We start from the raw sequence: 16943 nt of genomic DNA, 5'->3' as shown, positions 1-16943 counted from the left end.
TAGTTCATTCTATTCAGGAAAGTATTTGACTTCAAAACAATATCTGCCTCTCGCAAAATAGGCAGGTTGTTAAAAATCAATGTCCAATAAAACTAGTATAACAAAAACTCTAGGAAAAATGAAAATGTGATAACGTCAGGTTATCACATTAAACGAAATAAGACTATAGCTTAACAATCACTTGGTCACGACCAGCATACCTATCGATTTCTTCTTGCCAGACTGCTTTCAATTCATCGTCAACAATGACTGGACTATTTACCTCTTTCATTTTATGAATTCTTTCGTCAATAGATTTAATCTTACACACTTTACTTTTAATAGTGGCCAGAAATTCTTTAAACGAAAGATGGAAGGGAATCGTTTTTTGTTTTTCATGATCAAAAAATGCTATGATATTATAATTTTGTTTAGAAATTCCCAAAAGAATATAATTACCAAAACTATCCTCTGCAATCGGTAGGTAGCCAGCTTGAATATGCTCGGATAGAAAATCATGGTCAAGGAAATACTGGAAATTGTATTCGTAATCAGCATTTTCAAAGCCATAAAAGGCTCGAATATCAGAACTCTCTTTCTTTATTTTAAAGCTTGTCTGTAAGGTATTTCCACCATTATAGTTTATTAAAAAGGTTCTATATTCTTCCGGCAACAAAATGTCATGATTTTTTTCAAATTGAACCACTGCCTCTGAAACACCTGTTTTATCAAATGGAAAAATTCTTAGCATTTTTCCTCCTTTTCTTTGACCTTGAAAGTCAGCATACTTGAATTTCAGCTTTTTCTATCTATTTCATCGGAAAGTTTAAGCAATATGTCACATAATTCCTCAAAATCCAAAGATAGATTGTGTAGACCTACTATCATCTGTGAAATTGCTTCTCTATCCAACTGATTGTCTTTTGTAAGGGACTGAACCAGCTTTTCATTTCCCTTTTGTATCCAACCTACATGATTTGGAATATAGTATCTTAAATAGTCTGTAAAGTCTTCTAAAGCCTCTTCTGAAAACGGCACCTCAGCTTGGCTCGTTTGAATCAATGAAATGCTTTCTGCTATTTTATTTAACTCTTTCTCAATTGTCATTTTATTCTTCTTTCATGATAGAAATATGTTCCGATAAATTATCCATCTTTGACTGAGATAGATTGATAGTGCTAGTTCCTTCAGGGGTCTAGCTTAGAAGGTCAATGATGAACAAATCTAGTATAACAGAAACTTTCGAAAAAATAAAAATGAGTCTGGGACAAAAGTCCTAGCCTCTCAATTGTCTTTGGATTGTCGAGCAAGACGCAGTGGTTGAGTGGGCTCTACTACGCTAGCTTTTACAGCCCTACTCAACTGTGCGGAGGTGGGACGACGAAAGCGAATTCTAACGAATTGCCGATTTCTGTCCCACTCTCATTAAATCAAATAAGACTACAACTTAACAATCACTTGCTCACGACCAGCATACTTATCAATTTCTTCTTGCCAGATTTCCTTTAATCTAGGTGTAATTTCTTTTTTACTGCCTACGGCTCTCATATCAGCGATTCTTTCTTCAATCGTGCGAATTTTTTTCTTTTTGCTTGTAAGTTTAGCCACCCAGTCTTCAAAATTGATTTCTAAAGGCTGCACGAGCTGACCTTCATGGTCAAAAAAAGCTAGCTGATTGAAATTTTTGTCTGTAACACCAAGAAGAATAGAATTCCCAAAACTATCCTTCGCTACGGGAATAAAGCCTCTTTCTAAAACTTCTTCTAAAAAACCATTATCAATCAAATATTGGAAATTATTGTATTGGCTCGCTTTATTAAATCCATAAAATGCTCGAATGTCTGAAGTTTTACGATTTATACTAAAACTAGTTTGTAAGCTATTCCCACCATTATATTTAAGTAGAAATTCTTTATATTTTTCTGGAAACTTGATTGTAAACTCATCTTCAAAATCCGCTATAGCCTGATCTACACCTTCTGTATCGTAAGGAAAAATTCTTAACATTTCTAACTCCAAATTTTGTACTATCTTGTGAAGTTTTAATTCAATCAATCCACTATTTTTTAAAATAATTACTGAATAAAAAGAGGGACTACACATTATCCCTCCCATTTTAACATTAATTTTGGACTAATTCTAGAAATTCGGTAAAAGTGCGAGCTAGAAAATAGGCATTGTTTTCATCACTTGAAGCTTCTAGATTATATGTATCATCATAGTAATAGATACCTTCATCCTCATCACCACTCAACCAGAAAACTAGAAAACCATGTTGCAAGGAATTGCCTATAATTATTGAATGAGAAAAAAGATCATCTAAATATTCATCGGTCCAATCTTCTATATCAGAGTTTTTTACGCCAGTCTTAATCCCATATAAAACAACAATATTAATTTCTTCATTGATGTTCTTTATCTCAATAGAATTTTCAAACTTATAGGAAGGACATCGTCCACCATTGTTTTCTTTCAAAAAGTTTTTATAATCTTCTGGAAGAGTTAGGTTGTATTTCTCTTCCAAATCTTTTATTTCCTTATCACTAGCACGACCTAGTGCATGGATCATTAAGCTCATCTTATTTTCCTCTTCTTTTTAATTTCTGGCTTGTAATCTTTGTTGCATATATTCCATTTGAAGGGCCATTTTACTTAAGGCACTTGATTTTTAAGACCATCTTGCCCATCTTTCGCAAAAGCAGAATAAACTCGGAAAGTCAAAAATCAATAAAGCTAGTAAAGAATAGTATTACAGCTTAACAATCACTTGCTCTCGGCCTGCAAATTCATCGATTTCTTCTTGCCATAAAGCTTTTAACTCATCATCCACTACAACAGGACTTCCAATTTCTTCCATTTCTTTCATTCGCTCCTCAATGGATGGAATATGAACAACAGGACTTTTTATCTTTTTTAGAAATTCAGTAAAATCGATAGTGAATGAGATATACGTTTGCTTTTCATGATCATAAAATCCTATTTTATTATAAGTACTAGCGCTGATGCCAAGTAAAATATTATTAGCAAAACTATCTTTAGCTATGGGTAGATAATGATTTTCAATAAAATCTTCTAAAAAGCCTTTTTCGACTAGATAGTTAAAATTACTAAAATGGTTAGCCAATGAGAAACCATAAAACGAGTGGATATCTGAACGAATTTTCTCAATTTTAAATCTTGTATCAATCGTATCTCCGCCATTATACTTTAATAAAAATTCTTTATATTTTTCAGGCAAAGAAATAGAATAATTTTTCTCCAATTGTTCTATTTCAGTTATGACACCATCGGTTTTAAATGGGAAAATTCTTAACATATCTACCTCTTTTCACTACTGGCATCAAAAATATCCTCCATCAATCTGGTTGAGCAATATCGATGAGTACTTGAAAGCTGTATCTGAATCTCTCTAAAAGATAAATTTTTCTTTCAATCTATGCCTACAATAGGTTCCGCCACTTCTAACAAAGGTCGGGATGGCTCTGTTTGATTGAGTTTTGCCTGCACAGCCTCCGCCACTGCTCGCGGCACGCCCACTTCGACGATTTCATCGACACTGGCTTCTTTAATCTTAGTCAGAGATTTGAAATGCTTCATGAGATTTTGCTTGCGTTTTGGTCCCAAACCTTCGATACCATCGAGTTGCGATGAGAAGGAATTCTTAGACCGAAGCTGGCGGTGGAAGGTAATGGCGAAGCGGTGGACCTCATCTTGGATGCGCTGGAGGAGGAAAAATTCCTGAGAATTACGGGACAGTTCTACGACTTGAAGAGGATCGCCAAAGAGCAATTCATGGGTCTGGTGCTTGTCATTCTTTTGCAGTCCAGCGATGGGAATATCAAGCCCCAACTGGTTCTGGATAACTTCTTTAGCAATATTGACCTGGCCTTGTCCTCCGTCAATGACAATCAGATCTGGTGGCGTCAGACCGTCACGAATCACCCGACTATAGCGGCGCTTGATAACCTCTCGCATACTGGCGTAGTCGTCCGGCCCTACTACGGTCTTGATTTTGTATTTGCGGTAATCCTTCTTGCTAGGCTTACCATTGACAAAGACCACCATAGCTGATACGGGACTAGTTCCCATAATATTGGAGTTATCGAAAGACTCAATCCGAACCGGCGTCGGAATGTTGAGGAGCTTCCCTAGATTTTCGATAGCGCCCTGCGTTTTCTCAACGGATTTCTCCAAAAGATCAAATTTCTGCTGGAGGCTGACCCGAGCATTCTTAATAGCCAGATTGACCAACTGCTTCTTTTCGCCTCGCTGAGGCTTGACTACTTTGGTATCCACCATAGCCCGAACAGCTTCTTCATCAATGTCTGCTGGAATTAAGATTTCATTGGGCTTGAGGTGGGATTTTTCCTGATAAAACTGGCCAATATAGGTCAGGAAATCTTCGTCGGGATCATTGTAATAGGGGAAAAGATTGACATCACGCTCAATTAGTTTGCCCTGGCGGACAAAGAAAACCTGCACGCACATCCAGCCCTTGTCCACATAGTAACCAAAAACATCGCGATTCTGCAAATCCTTGGCCATGACCCGCTGCTTGGTACGCAAGGTCCCAATAGCCTGAATCAGGTCGCGGTATTCAGCCGCTCGCTCAAACTCCATAGCTGCAGCTGTTTTATTCATCTTATCACGGAGCTCATCGATAATTTTATCGTCCTGACCTTTGAGAAAGTCCGACACTTCCTGAGCCATATTCTTGAAATACTGGCTATCCCGCTTGCAAATCGTATGGGCTTCACATTGCCCCAAGTGATAATAAAAGCAGACTTTTGCAGGTGGATTGGTACATTTTTTGAACGTAAAAATTCGATCGAGCAGGCGCTTGATTTCATTGGCCGCACCAACATCGGGGTAAGGACCAAAATAAAGTCCGCCGTCTTTTTTGACTTGGCGCGTGATGATTAGGCGCGGATAGGTTTCGTTGGTAATCTTGATAAATGGATAGGACTTATCGTCCTTGAGCATGATATTGTACTTGGGCTGGTTTTCCTTGATTAGATTGATTTCCAGAAGCAAAGCCTCAATGTTGGACTCGGTGACAATAAACTCAAAATCCTCAATCTCGGAAACCAGAGCCTCCGTCTTGGTATCGTGGCTGCCACGGAAATAAGAACGGACCCGATTGCGCAGATTTTTAGCCTTGCCGACATAGATAATGGTGCCATTTTTATCCTTGTGAATGTAACAGCCGGGACTAGTCGGCAACAGTTCCAGCTTGGATTGAATTAGCTTGTTTGTAGACATATTTCTCCAAAACCCTATCTTTTCAATAGAAATTTTTCATTTTCCTAGAACATGCACTGTTACAAATGTTTATTTCTAGGCTAGACTTACTTTGATTCTTGCGCCCTTTTTTCTAACATTTTCTTTATGAAATAAGGCATTTTGACATTTTCTCTGCCCTTTTTCTCTATTAACTTTTTGACAAATTCAGGCATCTGAAGTTCTTCTGTTTCGCTTAAGATTTGATTACTTTCTTCTGAAGGGGCCAATTCGTCAAAGGTTGTTTCTTCTGGGTGCATGTATCGAAGCTCTTCTGTTTCATGCTGACGAATAGTTGCTAATAATGCATCAATCAAACGGGAGTCTGTGTTAGGCATTGGTGGACGATGATAAGCCACACCGAGTTCTTGGCACAATTCCTGACACTCCACGTCATTATCAAACAGTACCTCGATATGTTCGCTGATGAAACTAATTGGGACAAAGATATAATGTTGCGGGTGGTTCGTTTGATCTCGGAGATATTCTAAGACATCTGGCTTGATCCACGGCAAGCCAATATCGCTTTCGCTCTGCCAGGTATTGGTATATTCAGATGGAGCCAAGCCCAGCCGATGTGCAATTAACTGTGAGTTTTCAATAATCTGATCAATATATGGATCTTCAAAATCAAGCGCCAAGACTGGTACACTATGAGCTGAGAAGATGACCTTAAAACTTTCATCTTTGACTTGCGTTTGCAAGATTTTCCTGATTTCTTCCTCCCAAAAGCGAAGCAAATCCTCAGCCTGATACCATTCTTTGATAATATGGAATTTAATTGTCTGGCTCGTAATAAATTTTTCATACCCCATGACAGAGTAAAAAGAATAATGCGGTTCTAAAATCAAGCAGATACATTCCTCAATCCCGTCATCCTCCATCTGCTTAATAACATCTGGAATAAAGGGGCGAGAAAATTTATTAGCAAAATAGACAGCATACTCTCCTTTTAAAGCTTCCTTCACCAGCTCAACCTCTGTCCGCGTGATGCGTTGCAGGGGGCTGCCACCAATACGCTGATAATTATCATGAAGGTGCTGAATCTCCTGATCAGTAGGTCGCACACCACGACGGATATTCGTGAAAAATTCTGCAATATCCTCAAAAGTATAACCCTCTGGCGATCCAAAGGTCATCATTAGAATAGCTTTTTTAGTCATAAGTTCCTCTCTTTGTATAAAATCCTCTGCTATTATAACATGATATCCCCTGAAAAGCAGATAAAAGGAATGTTTTCTAGCTAAATTAAGAATTATTTTAGTCTCAAAAAATTTTCTTCCACAATTTTTTCAATCAAACTAATTCACCAATAAAAAATGAAGCGAGCTGTAACACTCACTTCACTGTTATCTGCTATAAAGTTTTTCTACGGCGATGTTTCACTGCACCTGCGAGAAGAGCTGCACCGAGAGTCATTCCAAGGAAGGCTAATTGTTCCGCTTCCGTTCCTGTATTAGGAAGGACAACTGACTGGCTAGGCGAAGCTTTAGGAGTCGCTGGAGCATTAGTATTATTATCAGTTTTTGGCTGAGCTTTAGTAGCTACGTTAGCCAATGTTTCAACCGATGCATCCTTCTCATCTTGAGAAACTGAATTTGCATTCGAAGTCAGAACTGTTTGACTACCTGCACCTGCTGCTGCAAAATTAAGTCCACCATTTGCTTGATAGGTAGTTGTAGTGGCAGATACTAGGGCTTGGCGCACTTCTTTTGGAAGAAGGTCTAGCAAATAATTGTAATTTGCTAGCAACTCATTGTAGATTGTTTGCAAATCAACTAATTTTGCATTCTCAGTCTCAGCAACAACTTGTTTAGCCTTCAGGTCAGCCTCTGCTGTAGCCAAGTCTTGCTTAGCTTTTTCCAATTGTTGTGGAGCTGTTTTCAGATCTGCAACTTTCTTCTGAGCCGCTGCTACACGATTTTGAGCAGCGACCAATTCAGCTTTAGCTGCTTCTAAGGCCTTATTCTTGTTTTCTTCAGCCGTCTTCAAGGCTGCAAGTTGGTTTTTAGCCTCTTCCAAGGTTGCTTGGGCCTTTTGCAATTTAGCTTGGTATGGAGAGAGGGCAGATGCGATTCTCGCTGTCGCTGATCTCAAAGCAGTCTTTTTATCTGACAAGTTTTGTTGAGTCAGGGCTAGACCTTTCTCAGCAGCTTCAAGATTCTGTTTGGCTTTTACAACAGCAGCCGCACGATTTTTCTGTGCTTTGTATGAATCTGTCAACTGATTATTTAAAAGATTCAGGCTAGACTCTTGGCTAACTTTCTGAGCTTGCAACTCTGCCAAACGATTCTTCAAGGCTGTCACATTAGCACTTGAAGCAGCCCCACGACTACCGCCACTGCGAAGAAGTTTCTCCATCGCTTCAACTGTTAGCAGTGTACCATTATTAACTCTTTGATTAAAATTCCGAACATTATGGAATCCAACTTCTGAAGTTCCGTATGGAGTTCCAAACTGATTTGGATAAGTGTCATAAGCAGCAGAGATTGCATTGGCCTTGTTATCCATCATTTGGACATAGTGACCGATTTGCGCAAAGACGTTAGGCCCCACCTTCATATAAATGGCATTGGCATCCAGTTGTCTTTCATCAGTTGGCAGACCGTATTGAGCAGCAATCTTCTGATACAGGGCCTTTTCACTATGCCAGAAATTAACTGCACCTTGAGGATTGAAGCTGATTGCCACGTTTTCATTGCCAATCAGCTTGCCCATGTGCCAGTTAGCCTTTTCAAAGTACAAGGTCTGAATCTGGCTGGCAACATTGGCATATGGATCCACCAAAAGTTCTGGCAGTCCTGCATTACGACGGTAGGCATTGATAGCCTTAACCAATTCCAAAGCCTGCAAGTTATTTTCCAAGCTAGCTGGGCTAGATGGATCTGAACCGACAGTGATCTTGAATTCATTCTGACCACGCTTGTAAAGGGCTAAAGCATCAGCTGCAGCATTTCTTACAGCTTCGTTATTCGAATTATCTCGAAGATTCTCTAAAAATTGCGAATAGGTCGTATTCTGTAAATCAACTGGCGCCGTACTTGCGTTTTTCTGTTCATGCACCAACTCTGTATTTGTTGCAGCAATCAATTGCTTAGTCTGCTCTAACTTAGCCTGAGTTTGATTGATTTTGTTTTGGATTTCTGCCTGATTTTGTGGCGCAGCGTTTGCTTCTTGTTCTGCTTTTGCTAGTTCATTTTTAGCATGCTCCACAGCTGTTTGAGCTTGATTTTCCTGATTTTTAGCAGTTTCTACAGCTGCAGTTTCTGCATGAACTGGTTCTTTAGCTTTGTTTAGTTCAGATTCTGCCACATCCACCAATGATTGTTGACCAGCAATTGTATTTTCTTGGTCTTTAACTGCCTGACTTGCTTCCTGGACTGCAGTCTCTGCTTCTTTGACAGTTTCTGATTTTGCTGTAACTTCTTCTTCAGCTTTTTTAACACTGTTTTCTGCTTGAGAAATGTTTTCTTCAGTTGCTACCTTTTCATTCTCAGTAGCAGTAGTTACTTTCTCTTGAGCCTCTGAAACTGCAGCTTTAGCTCCTTCGAGGTCTGCTTCAGCTTTCTTAGTTTGCTCTTGTTGCTGATTTACATTTTTCTTGGCAGCATCTGCTTTTTCCTTGGCTTCTGCTACATCCGCTGTCGTAATTGGTTTCTCGGTAACTGCTGTTGCCTTTGGTTTCGTAGCCGTTGACTCAACGAGTTCATCCGCTTTTACCTGATGGCTGAGCGCACCAGAAATAATCGTTGTCGCTGCAATGCCAGTCGCTACAACGGATTTACCAATTTTCTTGTCCATAGACATCTCCTTCTAATAGCACATGTATCATTTCATATTTTAGTCCTATGCTATAATACTAACATAAAATGACTGGTTAAACCAGTCAAAACCATATCATTTAAATAGAAATTTTATTACAATTCTATGACAAAAATCGAACGCTTCATCCTAATAAAGTGGAAATAGAGCGGATTTAAAGCGTTTTCTAGCTTCTTCCGCTCCTTATTCCATTTATTTCGAAAAAATCTTTACTGCTTATTTTCTTCTGGTGTCACTTGACTGTCAGCCTCTTTTTCTGAAGAAGCTGGTGCATTCGCTTCTTCTACTTTAGGAGTGGCTGGGGAGCTTGACTCTTCCACTGTTTCTTTAGTAGACTCGCTAGTTTTTTCTTCCTTAGTCTCCTCAGTCAGACTAGCCTCCGTCTCAGTTTTAGCCTCAGTCGGAGCTGGCTTGTTGGCTTGAAGCTGATTAAAGAAGGCTTCTGCTTCGGCTAGCAAGGCTGCTTTATCCACACTCGGATCGGATAATTTATCCAATAGAGCATCTACCTTAGCAAATTGCTCATCTGTCCCCTGTTGTTCCTCAAGCATCTTGTGGGCGGACATCAGCAAATTGTAAATTTTCAGATAGGTCTCTTTATCCTTGAGCGCTGCAGATGTCTGCTGTTCTTTTAATGTTTCAACGATTTGAGTCAAGAGCGTTTTCGTTTCTGCTAAGATTGTTTCTCTATCTTTGCGGGCTTCTTGCAAATCAGTTCCAAGTGCTGCGAGTTGCTTTTGATAATTTTCTTGCAGAGTCGAATCCGTTACTTTTTCCAAAAGTTCTTGACCTTTTTGGAAGAGAGCTTGGAGAGTTTCTTCTGAGATTTCCTCTGTAGGCTGTGGTGCAAATTCTCCGTACAATTCTTTCAAGAAACCATAGATAGCCGTCTTATAACTGTGATCGTCCAGCTTTTCGGTATCCAGAACCGTTTTATCCTTGGCTGAAGCAGCCTCACCACTTGCCAGAGCCTTATCAACTTCTAGCTTGGTTTGATAGAGTTCCAAGAAAAGAGCTTTCAGATCGACCGCTTCGATAAAGGCCTGAGATTTATAAAGCTTGAGCGTCAAATCAGCAACTTTCTTACGAAGTTCTGGCTGCAAACGAGCATCATCAACCGCAAGATAGAAAGCTTTGAGATACTCAACGGAGGTCACTCCTGTTCGGTCTTGATAATCTTGCAGACTTTCCAATAGTTGCTCAATCTCAGCCATCTTAGCTTCATTTTTTTGTACCTTAGCTGTCTGCAATTCACTGAGCAAGTTGGTTTTATTCACATTGTAGCTGTCTGTTTCCAAACGTTTGATCTTGTCAACCAATTCTTGATATTTTTTATCAACTTCTGTCAGCTCTTCCGTTTTCGCTTTCTCGTCAACATGAATGTAGTGCTTATCAAATTGATTCAGGCTTGCCAAATATCCCTCTGTTGAGTTGCTTGGCAATTGCTTCATAGTTTCTACAAAATTACCGAGAGCTAGCTCGATTCGACGCTGCATGAGCAAGTCTTTAGCATAAATGGTTCGGCTAGCTGCCAAGAGGGCATCTACCTTTTCAAGAACAGCCTTTTCATCATAGCCTCCTGCTTGATAAGCTGATTGTAAGGCTGGGATTTTGTTCTTCATGCCTAGATTCAATCCTTTGGATTGGACACGGATGTAGTGGTTGTGATCTCCATGCGGAATGACAAACTGACCATTTTCAACCTGAATACTGTATGGAGACAGACCTGAACGCAAGGCTGTTGTATAAAGCTCGTTCAGGAAGTCCAGCTCTGGATTTCCAGTTTCTAGAGGAATCCGAACGTGCTCTTTTCGAACAGCGTATGGATGGATATGTGTCGGATCGTAGTCTTGATCTGGATTATTAAAGACAAAGAAACCTTTTGAAATCTTGATTGCTTCACGCGGTACGCCATAAGTCTTAGAAATATAAGCGATTTTCTCTTCGTCACTGGCGTCACGAGAAAAACGGTCATATTCTGTGCTGACTTGACTAGACTGGCTTGTATCCTTGTGCTTGGCAAGGTTAGCTTCTGCCGCTGCAATCTGATCTTTGGTCAAATCTTTTTTGAAGAAATAATGTGCATGGCCGCCGTGTTGGACAACATAACCTTCCTCATCTTTTGAAATAACATGTTCAGCATGGAAACCATGGTCGTGCTCATCTTTATCAGCTGGTTTGGCTGGCTGGCTTGGATTTGCTGGTTGGCTAGGCTGGCTTGGTGTACTTGCAGCAGCCTTAGGATAAGTCTTCTGACCAGCAACAGGAATGTTTCGAGCTATTTCTTCTTCTAGGGCAGACAGTTTGCTGTAAGGGATAAAGTGGTAGTGATTTCCATGTGGAATGGCCACTCCTTCTGCGGTCCGTCTAACGATTTTACTTGGATCAAAGACAAGCCCATCTTTTTCAACATAGCGTTTTTCTTTTGGTGTATGGTAGAGTTTCTCAAGTAAGGTTTGGTAACTTGATGGTGCATCTTCTGCTTTTTCAGCTGGTTTAGCTCCGTGCCCAGCATCTGATTGGGCAGGTTTGGACGGTTGAGCTGGCTTAGCAGTCTGTCCCTTGTCAGCTTGATCCGCTGGCTTAGTCCCAGTTCCTGCATGTTGATTTTCCGATGCTTTAGCTGTAGGAGCAGAAGCTTCTCCCCCTGTAGTAGGATTTTCAGCTGGAGTAGCTGCTTGCTTGCCTCGCTGCAAGGAATCCCAGTAGGCTTGGGCAGCCGCTAATTCACCTGGCGACAGATCACTTTTAGGAATATAATGCATATGACCACCATGTGGCACAAGGAATCCATCTCCTGTATCCGAAATCACATCAGATGGACTGAAAACATAGCCGTCATCTGTTGTATAGGCGCCATTGCTCCGACTCGATGCAGTGCCTTCTGCTTGATAGGTTCTCTTTCCTGCAGCATAAGCGGCACTTGGACGACTGAAGTCTTGTGTTTTTCTGCTAACAGTTTGACTCGATTTAGCTTCTGAACCGCCTTCGCCTTCTTCCTTGCTAGGATGAATCTGTCTTTGCCGTGCGATTTCATCAACTGAACGAACATTGCTGGTTTCTTTGGCATTGGTCAGATATAGGTAATATTTGCCTGCAACCTTGATAATATAGCCATCTTTCACTTGGTTGACAATATCTGATTCCTGCAATTGATAGTTTGGATCCCGCATGATCAACTCTTCACTTAGAATTGCATCAAAGGGAACCTTGCCATTATAGTAATGATAGTGATCGCCATGTGAAGTCACATAGCCTTGATCCGTAATCTTGACAACGATCTGCTCAGCAGTAATGCCTTCTTTGGCCTGAATCTGCTCAGGTGTCAATTTCTCAGCTTTTTGAGATTTATTGTCCTTCTTATTTGCAGATTTCTTTTCTACATAGGCAACTCGATTTCTTGCTTGTTCTTGTGGCTTATCTGCTTGATACTGCATGATCGCATAGCCGCACACACCAAGTGTAGCTAGTGCCGCAACTGAACTAATAATATATTTCTTTTTCATACATCACCTCAATGTTTTAATTCTTTGGCTAAAATTTCTAAATTATCTTCTAAATTTTCAAGATAGGTCTTATCATTTTCAGGATCTGCTTCGAGAGGATTTAGCACCTTTAGGTTGACTCCTGTCGCCTTCTTCAAGGTTTCAGCCAACTTAGAAGAAGCATTGCTCTCAACAAAAATCGTCTTGACTTTATAGGTCTTGATAAAATCTTGTATCTCCGTCAACTGCCTTGGACTAGGCTCTTGATCTGGCGAAATGCCTGAAATCCCCAGTTGCTTGAGACCGAAACGCTTGGCTAGATAAGAAAAGGCTGTATGCTGGGTCACGAAAGTTTTTTCATCTAGCTCGCTAAAGACTCCTTGATATTTTTTGCTCAGAGCCTTTGCCTTCTCTGAAAATTTTTGAGCATTTTTTTGATAGGTAGCCGCATTTTTACTATCTAGCTTGGACAATTCTTGAGCGATGAGTTGCGCCTCTTCTGCCACTTTTTCTGGATCCAGCCAAGTATGTGGATCATAGAGGGTCTTTTCATCAATCCCTTCCTCAGCGGACACTTCTTCTAGACCGGCCACCTTGTCCAACTGCATCCCATTACTGGCTTCTACGACCGCTACTTTGGACTTTTGTAAACTAGGATCCAGACTACCAGCCCAAGACTCCAAAGTCCGCGAATGATACACAAAGACATCTGCTTCATAAATAGCCGCTACATCGCTGGCTGACGGCTCAAATTCATGAATCCCTGCACCCGACTGAATCATCCGGACATCATTCAAATCTCCTGAGACTTCTTTGACCATTGAATAAATCGGGTAAAAACTCGTGACAATATTGAGCCCGCGTTTGCTAGCAGCACCGCTTGCTTCCTTTTTACTACAAGCGGCAAGGCCAAGCCCCAGCAAGACTAGACTTAAAGCTATCAAAACTTTTTTGATTTTCATTTCAACTCCTTAACCAGTTTAGCAATCATTCAAAGAAAGAACTATTTTCAAAACATTCTTTCCCATGAATTGCTTTCAAAAATAGCTTGATTTATTAACCGGTTTATTAACTAGTTAAGATAATACTCCTTTTTATTTTTTCTGTCAAGAAGGAAGTTTGAATTTTTTCAAAAATTTTCCAGCCCTTCATCCAAATAAAAAAAGCCACAAACGTGGCTTTGAAAAATCGATATATAAATTTTGCTATTTTATAGAAAGGACTAGTGTTCACTATCCCTACTATTGGCTCGAATTTCTTCCAACATTTTAGCTTCTTCGGCTGTACATTCATAGTTTTCCAGCAAGTCCGGACGACGCTCATAGGTTTTTTTCAGACTTTCATAGAGACGCCACTTGCGGATATTCTCGTGGTGCCCACTCATGAGCACTTCTGGAACGACCATGCCCCGATAGTCATAAGGACGAGTGTACTGAGGATACTCCAAGAGTCCAGACGAAAAGCTGTCATCCGTGTGACTGACTTCCTTGCCAATAACCTCTGGAATCAGGCGAACTGTCGCATCAATCATGGTCATAGCCGCCAATTCTCCTCCGGTCAGCACATAGTCACCCAGCGAAATCTCGTCCGTCACCAAGGTCTTGATCCGCTCATCATAACCTTCGTAATGGCCACAGATGAAGATCAATTCCTCTTCCCTAGACAGTTCCTCAGCATAGGATTGGTCAAAGGTTCGTCCGGCAGGATCCAGCAAAATCACGCGCGGCTGCTTCTTTTCAATGGCATCATAGGCATCAAAAATAGGCTGAGCTCGCAGCAGCATGCCCTGACCGCCACCATAAGGCTCGTCATCCACATGCCGAGATTTTTCCGCATTTTCTCGGAAATTGTGATAATTGATTTCCAAGAGGCCTTTTTCTCGCGCTTTGCCCACAATCGAGTGCTCCAAGGGCGCAAACATCTCCGGAAAGAGGGTCAAAATATCAATCTTCATCGTCCAGTCCTTCCGGTATCTCTACATCAACCCGACCTTGCTCGATGTCAATTCCCAGCACCACCGGCGGAATGTAAGGCAGCAGCAAATCACGTTTGCCTTTACGCTTGACTACCCAGACATCATTGGCCCCTGGCTGGAGAATCTCCTTTATCGTACCAAGTAGAACGTCATTTTCATAGACTTCAAGACCGATAATCTCATGGTAGTAAAACTCCCCATCTTCCAAATCAGCCAAGTCTTCTTCGGCTACTTTCAGACTAAAATCACGAAATTTCTCGATATCATTGATATGGTACATGCCCTTGAACTTGATGATATCAAAGTTCTTGGCCTTGCGGTGGCTAGCAATCTCCACATCCATAACAAACTGGTCTTTCTTATCGAAAAGAGCCAGTTTATTGCCTTTTTTAAAACGCTCTTCCGCAAAATCTGTCACTGATAAAACCCGCATCTCGCCTTGCAAACCTTGGGTATTGACGATTTTCCCAACATTAAAATAATTCATTTTTACTCCAGTTAATCTTTTTACTATTCGTTTTATTGTATCATTTTGCTGGCTTTTTCTCAAGACAGGCAGCTAGCTCAGACAGCAGAAAAGCCTATAAGTCAGTGCCTTTTTCTCTGAGATTTTGCAGGCATTCCTCATAGTAAGCCGCATCATGCTCGGGGTAAATAGGGCTCGCCACAGCCATTTCTTCCAGATGTACATAGGCTGGACAAGTCTTGCCACGATAGTCCCGCTCCAGCCACTCTGGAGACACACGATAACCTCGCTTGCTCATCTCCTCCATAATCAGCTCATGGTAGCAATAAAGCAAGTAAGGAGAGTGAGTAAAAACATAGTCAACGGTCGCATGTTTCTTGCCCCAGCCATTGCCACGAAGAGCGCAGCATTCCCGATGCTGGCCAAGCAGTTGCGGACGGGGAAGTTTGGGAATCAGTGCTTGATGCCAGAGTCTCATTCTAACCTCCATTTAGTAAAAACAAAGCAATCTTTTGTTGCTCCAAATCGTAATTGAGCTCCAGAGAACTTCCTTTTAATAATCACTGAAACGTCTATGTTTGATTTCAAAGTCAAAATAATTCTCTTCCTGAAGCCGGTGGAATATGTCCCGATAGGCCTCTTCGTCAAAAGACTCCCCTCGATAAAGGATTTCAAAGCTAAGATCCTCATATTCCAGAAAGGCATTGGCTGACCGGAAGCCCTTGCTGTGATAGAAATCCCAGCGAGCTTGACGTTGCTCAAGATTGTCACAAGGCTCGTCTAAACGCTCGATTTCTAAAATCATGGTTCTCTGATAGAAATTGACCAGCTTTTCAATAATTTCACCGCCATAGCCATGGCTGCGCAGGTGAGGCATAATCGCAAAGAAACTAACATAAAAGGCTTGCGCGTTGGAAATGGCAAAGGCAAAACCAACAAACTCCTTTTCATGATAAAAGGCGAAAAAATTAGCATCTTCCTGATCCTCATATCGTAAAAATTCACTGAGCGGTATCCTTTCCTCTTCTGGGAAAGCTTCATTATTCAAGGCTTCTACCTTATCCAAATCTGGAAAATCTGCTGTAATGATCTGGCTGGTTAAGCTCATAAAATCACTCCTTTTCTAGTGATAGTATAACAAATTTTGCAAAAGGGTTCAAAAAAGAGCCCTGAAAGAGCTCTTAGGTATTTATTTTTCTGAAGTTATGGTAAGATTCCGAGTTCCTAGGAACTACTGATAGTTGGTCCCGATTGGACTCCTAGCCACTACTTCACTATTTCACGTAATTTATCCAAATGCTGGTTATCCGTCACAGCCATAATGCTGACTCCTGCTGGCCAGACAAAGTCTGGAGTAAACTGACTTTCCAAAGGCTGATTTTTTGTCAGACGATAGCCAATAATATTGAGATGATAAAGCCTACGAGCGTCTACTTCACGAACTGTTTTGCCAACCCAGCTAGCAGGCAGCTCAAACTCAGCCACCACTACATCGTCATCCAGCTGGAAAACCTCAATCGAATGGTTAAAGAGAATGGTCTTGGCCAATGAAATGCCTGCCTCCACTTCAGGCAGGATAACCAAATCAGCTCCCACCTTTTCCAGTACCTGCTGGGTTACTTCATCCTTGACCTTGGCAATGACATTTTTAACGCCCAAAGCCTTACAGTGCATGACCGCTAGAACACTGGATTCCAGACTTTCTCCAGTCGCCACGACGACCGTATCACAGGAACCAACGTCTGCCGCCTCCAAAAGCTCCATATCAGTAATGTCCCCGATCACACCGACGGCAATCATGTCTTCATACTGATTGATTGTCTCTTCGTGATTATCAATCGCAATGATTTCTACATCTTGAGAAATCAAGGCCTCAATGATACTCTGTCCAAAAATCCCCAAGCCAAGGATTCCAACTGTTTGATTTGCCATTTCT

The 16943-nt window shown here is 41.0% G+C and carries 15 protein-coding genes; all 15 read right to left on the bottom strand.

All coding sequences use genetic code 11. From position 1 onward, the window contains the following. Window positions 1–163: 163 nt before the first annotated feature. The 15 genes from O3644_RS02095 to O3644_RS02025 all read right to left on the bottom strand — a co-directional run bounded on the left by O3644_RS02095 (window position 164) and on the right by O3644_RS02025 (window position 16939). Window positions 164–730: an SMI1/KNR4 family protein gene (locus O3644_RS02095; RefSeq protein WP_371594929.1), complete on the bottom strand. Its 567-nt coding sequence runs from the start codon at window positions 728–730 to the stop codon at window positions 164–166. Window positions 731–774: 44 nt separating this feature from the next. Beyond that, window positions 775–1086, bottom strand: a complete 312-nt coding sequence (locus O3644_RS02090; protein WP_371594928.1) for a hypothetical protein — start codon at window positions 1084–1086, stop codon at window positions 775–777. Between the two features lie 333 nt (window positions 1087–1419). After that, complete coding sequence (locus tag O3644_RS02085) at window positions 1420–1986, bottom strand: SMI1/KNR4 family protein (protein ID WP_371594927.1); 567 nt, start codon at window positions 1984–1986, stop codon at window positions 1420–1422. A 115-nt stretch (window positions 1987–2101) separates the two neighbouring features. Then, window positions 2102–2557 carry an SMI1/KNR4 family protein gene (locus O3644_RS02080; RefSeq protein WP_371594926.1) on the bottom strand — a complete coding sequence of 152 codons (456 nt, stop codon included), beginning with the start codon at window positions 2555–2557 and terminating at the stop codon, window positions 2102–2104. Window positions 2558–2728: 171 nt separating this feature from the next. Beyond that, on the bottom strand, window positions 2729–3295 hold the full coding sequence (locus O3644_RS02075) for an SMI1/KNR4 family protein (RefSeq protein WP_371594925.1): 567 nt from the start codon (window positions 3293–3295) through the stop codon (window positions 2729–2731). Between the two features lie 113 nt (window positions 3296–3408). Further along, the gene (gene uvrC / locus O3644_RS02070; RefSeq protein ID WP_371594924.1) at window positions 3409–5241 is read right to left on the bottom strand and encodes an excinuclease ABC subunit UvrC; all 1833 of its coding nucleotides are present in this window, start codon (window positions 5239–5241) and stop codon (window positions 3409–3411) included. Between the two features lie 86 nt (window positions 5242–5327). Next, window positions 5328–6422, bottom strand: coding sequence for a ferrochelatase (gene hemH / locus O3644_RS02065; RefSeq protein WP_371594923.1), 1095 nt, complete (start codon window positions 6420–6422; stop codon window positions 5328–5330). Between the two features lie 193 nt (window positions 6423–6615). Then, complete coding sequence (locus O3644_RS02060) at window positions 6616–9060, bottom strand: CAP domain-containing protein (protein ID WP_371594922.1); 2445 nt, start codon at window positions 9058–9060, stop codon at window positions 6616–6618. A 230-nt stretch (window positions 9061–9290) separates the two neighbouring features. Then, on the bottom strand, window positions 9291–12587 hold the full coding sequence (locus O3644_RS02055; protein ID WP_371594921.1) for a pneumococcal-type histidine triad protein: 3297 nt from the start codon (window positions 12585–12587) through the stop codon (window positions 9291–9293). 8 nt (window positions 12588–12595) lie between these two features. Next, window positions 12596–13528, bottom strand: a complete 933-nt coding sequence (locus tag O3644_RS02050) for a metal ABC transporter solute-binding protein, Zn/Mn family (protein WP_371594920.1) — start codon at window positions 13526–13528, stop codon at window positions 12596–12598. Window positions 13529–13788: 260 nt separating this feature from the next. Then, the gene (gene trmD / locus O3644_RS02045; RefSeq protein WP_048763183.1) at window positions 13789–14520 is read right to left on the bottom strand and encodes a tRNA (guanosine(37)-N1)-methyltransferase TrmD; all 732 of its coding nucleotides are present in this window, start codon (window positions 14518–14520) and stop codon (window positions 13789–13791) included. Next, window positions 14510–15028 (bottom strand): ribosome maturation factor RimM, encoded by a 519-nt coding sequence (gene rimM / locus O3644_RS02040; RefSeq protein WP_045497618.1) that lies wholly within the window; start codon window positions 15026–15028, stop codon window positions 14510–14512. The genes trmD and rimM overlap by 11 nt, the downstream gene beginning before the upstream one ends. A gap of 94 nt (window positions 15029–15122) precedes the next feature. Beyond that, a complete protein-coding gene (locus tag O3644_RS02035; protein ID WP_048763187.1) occupies window positions 15123–15485 on the bottom strand; it encodes a TIGR02328 family protein in 363 nt (120 codons plus the stop codon). A gap of 75 nt (window positions 15486–15560) precedes the next feature. Next, on the bottom strand, window positions 15561–16115 hold the full coding sequence (locus O3644_RS02030; RefSeq protein WP_048763189.1) for a GNAT family N-acetyltransferase: 555 nt from the start codon (window positions 16113–16115) through the stop codon (window positions 15561–15563). Between the two features lie 158 nt (window positions 16116–16273). Continuing rightward, a complete protein-coding gene (locus O3644_RS02025) occupies window positions 16274–16939 on the bottom strand; it encodes a TrkA family potassium uptake protein (protein WP_045497627.1) in 666 nt (221 codons plus the stop codon). Window positions 16940–16943: the final 4 nt, after the last annotated feature.

The sequence above is a fragment of the Streptococcus sp. 27098_8_113 genome, from assembly GCF_041432545.1.
GTDB lineage: Bacteria > Bacillota > Bacilli > Lactobacillales > Streptococcaceae > Streptococcus.
This window is presented reverse-complemented; position numbering and strand designations above follow the sequence as displayed.